Origin of the sequence: Alkanindiges illinoisensis, from assembly GCF_004377485.1 — a bacterium.
GTDB classification, from domain to species: Bacteria; Pseudomonadota; Gammaproteobacteria; order Pseudomonadales; family Moraxellaceae; genus Alkanindiges; species Alkanindiges illinoisensis_A.
Map to the genome: position 1 here is coordinate 1 of NZ_SNTY01000052.1, position 4056 is coordinate 4056.

Sequence of the window (4056 nt, forward strand, 5' to 3'; positions counted from 1 at the left end):
ATGATTTGATTGGTAGTATACAACATCAGAAAGTTACCTTTGTTTGATTAAGATTCGACACCTTTATCTAAACGGGTAACTTTCTCTTTTTCAAGATCTTTGTCCGATCAGATCGGAACTAATACAGATTAGGCTAACTTAGCTATTCAGGTAGTTGTTGTTGAGTGTAGTTATTCTTGAGTACAGTAATGGCAGCAATGCGTGCCTCAATCAGCGCTTCGCCAATGTCTGCACCCTGAATATGCGGCGGCAGATCAATAGCCCGGATATTCCTGACCTGCTGAATCGCCTCACGCATAAAATGGGCTTGTGCATAAGGGCGGTTTTCCAGCCCAAGCCGGCCACGGGCGTCACATTCACAGGCCTGTATAAATTCTTCTACCCTCTCTGGACGGCGCAATACATCCAGTCGTTGCAATAGTCGCCAGATGGTTCCGGGACGCAATTCCATCACCCGGTGGCATAGCAAATGTTCGCGGCAAACCAGCTCCGCCAGTTGCTGATACTGGCTGGGCACTTTCAGACGTTGGCACAATGCACGAATTGGTTCAACGCCACGGGTTTCATGCTCGGCATGACGTGGCAGCAGGTCGGTAGGGGTTAGCGCCTTACCCAGATCATGCAGGACTGTGGCAAAACGCACCCGGTCGCTATATTGGGCTTCACAGGCACGTTGCAGTGTCATCAGTGTATGAATGCCCGTATCCACTTCCGGGTGATATTCTGGTCGCTGGGGGACACCAAACAGGGCATCGACCTCTGGCATGATGACTTTTAATGCACCGCACTGACGCAACACTTCAAAATACACATCTGCACGGTCTTCAAGTAGCGCACGCTGGGTTTCTTTCCAGATCCGTTCTGGTGTTAGATGATTAATTTCGCCCTGATTGACCAGTTCCTGCATCAACGCCAGCGTTTCCGGTGCGACACTAAAGCCTAACGGAGCATAACGGGCCGCAAAGCGTGCAACCCGTAACACCCGTAGCGGGTCTTCAATAAAGGCAGGCGAAACATGACGTAAAAGGCGGTTGTGCAAATCCTGCTGGCCGCCATAAGGATCAATAATGCTGCCATCTTCGGCCAGTGCCATGGCATTGATAGTCAGGTCACGGCGAATCAGGTCTTCTTCTAATGGTAGATCAGGAGAGGTGTAGAAAGTAAAGCCACCATAACCCACACCAGACTTACGTTCGGTTCGGGCGAGGGCATATTCTTCCTTGCTTTGTGGATGCAAAAATACCGGAAAGTCACTGCCAACCGGCTTGTAGCCTGCGGTCAGCATTTGCTCGGGGGTGGCACCCACCACGACATAATCACGTTCAACCACTGTACGGCCTAAAAGCTGGTCACGAACCGCACCACCTACCAAATACACTTGCATTAAAAAGCCCCTATATGCCGCTACAGAATGCAGGACAATAGGGGCTTTGACAAGGCAAAAAGGGTATTAATTAGCCTTTTGCCTGATTTTGATGCTTTTCTGCATGCTGAATTTCAGCTACGGTTAAGGCAGTCATATTGATAATACGACGTGTGGTTGCAGTAGGTGTCAGAATATGAACCGGCTTGGCTGCACCTAGCAGGATTGGGCCAATGGTCACATTGTTGCCTGCCGTGGCCTTGAGCAGATTGAAGGCAATATTGGCTGCATCCAGACTTGGCATGATCAGCAAATTGGCTGAACCCTTATAGCGCGAGTTTGGAAATTGTTCCAGACGAATGGATTCATCAATGGCTGCATCACCATGCATTTCGCCTTCCACTTCAAGCTCTGGCGCCTGGGCAGACAATAAGCGATAGACTTCACGCATTTTCTCGGCGCTGGCGTCATCATGTGCACTGCCAAAACTGGAATGCGATAGCAATGCCACTTTGGGAGTCATGCCAAAACGTCGAACTTCTTCAGCAGCCAGCAGTGTCATCTCTGCCAGTTGCTCAGCAGTTGGATTTGGATTGACATAGGTATCGGCAATAAACAGGTTGCGGTCACCCAGCATCACCACATTCATGGCATAGAAGTTTTTGCTGCTGGATTGGGTACCAATCACATCACGGACATAGCCCAGATGCAGGTCATAATAGCCAAAGGTACCGCAGATCATGCCATCGGCATAGCCAAAATGAACCAGCAGCGAACCAATCAGGGTAGTACGGCGACGGGCTTCACGCTTAGCCAACTCTACGCCAATGCCACGACGCTGCATGATGTTGTAATAATGCTGCCAGAAATCCTTGTAGCGGTGATCATCGTCCTGATTCACCATTTCAAAGTCGACCCCGGCTTTTAAGCGTAAACCCTGACGGGCAATATTTTTTTCAATCACGGCAGAGCGACCCACCAGAATGGGTTTGGCCAGACCATCATCGACTACAATCTGTGCTGCACGCAGGACACGGTCATCTTCACCTTCACAAAATACAATACGTTTTGGATCAGTTTTGGCCTGCGCAAAGATAGGCTTCATTAGGAAAGCCGAATTATAAACAAATTCTGATAAACGCTGGCGATAGGCTGAAAAATCCTGAATGGGGCGGGTTGCAACCCCGGATTCCATGGCGGCCTTGGCAACAGCAGGCGCAATTTCCATGATCAGGCGCTGGTCAAGTGGGCCGGGAATCAGATATTCACGGCCAAAGGTTTGTGCATTTTCGCCGTAGGTACTGGAATCAGGTTCTACATGCGCCATTTTGGCAATGGCATATACGCAGGCAACTTTCATCGCTTCATTAATGGTAGTAGCGCCAGAATCCAGCGCACCCCGGAAAATATACGGGAAGCACAGCGCATTGTTGACCTGATTTGGATAATCTGAACGGCCAGTAGCAATAATGGCATCCGGACGGGCTTCGCGCGCATGTTCCGGCAAAATTTCAGGGTTTGGATTGGCCAGCGCAAAAATAATCGGGTCTTTGGCCATTTGCTTGACCATTGCCGGAGTCAGAATGCCAGCAGTAGATAGGCCAAGGAACATGTCCGCGTCCTCTATCACTTCATGCAGCTGGGTTTGCTGGATATCCTGGGCATAACGCGCTTTGCTTTCATCCATACTGCCCAGACGTGCAGTGGTTAACAGTCCGCGTGAGTCTGCAACGGTAATATTTTCACGCTTCACACCAATGGCGCATAATAAATCCAGACAGGAAATGGCTGCGGCACCTGCACCAGATGCTACAATTTTAATGTCTTCTATTTTTTTGCCAACAATTTCCAGTGCATTAAGCAGGGCAGCACCCACAATGATACTGGTGCCATGCTGGTCATCATGGAACACTGGAATGTTCATGCGTTCACGCAGTTTGCGCTCAATATAGAAACATTCAGGTGCCTTGATGTCCTCAAGGTTAATGCCACCAAAAGTGGGTTCCAGTGCCGCAATAATATCGACAATCTTGTCCGGATCATTTTCGGCAATTTCAATATCAAAGACATCGACGCCAGCAAATTTTTTGAACAGAACGCCTTTGCCTTCCATTACGGGTTTGGAAGCCAGCGGGCCAATATTACCAAGGCCCAATACGGCAGTACCGTTACTGATTACTGCCACCAGATTGCCACGAGCAGTGTAAAGGGCAGCGGTTGAGGGATCACGTTCAATTTCAAGGCAGGGTGCTGCGACCCCAGGCGAATAGGCGAGTGCCAGATCACGTTGATTGACTAGTTGTTTGCTTGGAGTGACACTAATTTTGCCAGGCTGTGGGAATTCATGATAATGCAGCGCAGCTTTTTTTAATGCTTGATCATCCATCTCGTTCTCTGGTTTCGCAAGGGTATCGGCTAGCCACCAAAAGGCTAGGTATACACGGTTAAACAAGTGGGAAACTATAGCATTAGATCAGACTGATGTCAGGACTTATACACAATTATCTGTTTACTGGTCAGTTTTTAGCTAACGCAAATTATTATGTGGGATTTATCCCGAACAGCTTTCTTAGATTAGCATTTGAAGTGCAACACCATGTTCTTGGAATAATACCTGACTCGGACTTTTAAATCCGAGTCTTTTTCTTGGACGATGGTTCAATCGTTGAGTGATTTCTGCAATATATGCATCC

The 4056-nt window shown here is 48.6% G+C and carries 2 protein-coding genes; both read right to left on the reverse strand.

Annotation, left to right across the window (positions count from 1 at the left end):
* Positions 1-142: 142 nt before the first annotated feature.
* Positions 143-1384, reverse strand: a complete 1242-nt coding sequence (locus E2B99_RS11170) for a multifunctional CCA addition/repair protein (protein ID WP_134245024.1) — start codon at positions 1382-1384, stop codon at positions 143-145.
* A gap of 70 nt (positions 1385-1454) precedes the next feature.
* Positions 1455-3749 carry an NADP-dependent malic enzyme gene (locus E2B99_RS11175; protein ID WP_134245025.1) on the reverse strand — a complete coding sequence of 765 codons (2295 nt, stop codon included), beginning with the start codon at positions 3747-3749 and terminating at the stop codon, positions 1455-1457.
* Positions 3750-4056: the final 307 nt, after the last annotated feature.

Excerpts from the sequence above, each read along its gene's own strand:
- E2B99_RS11170 (WP_134245024.1), bottom strand. The coding sequence starts at position 1,384 with ATGCAAGTGTATTTGGTAGGTGGTGCGGTTCGTGACCAGCTTTTAGGC.
- E2B99_RS11175 (WP_134245025.1), bottom strand. The coding sequence starts at position 3,749 with ATGGATGATCAAGCATTAAAAAAAGCTGCGCTGCATTATCATGAATTC.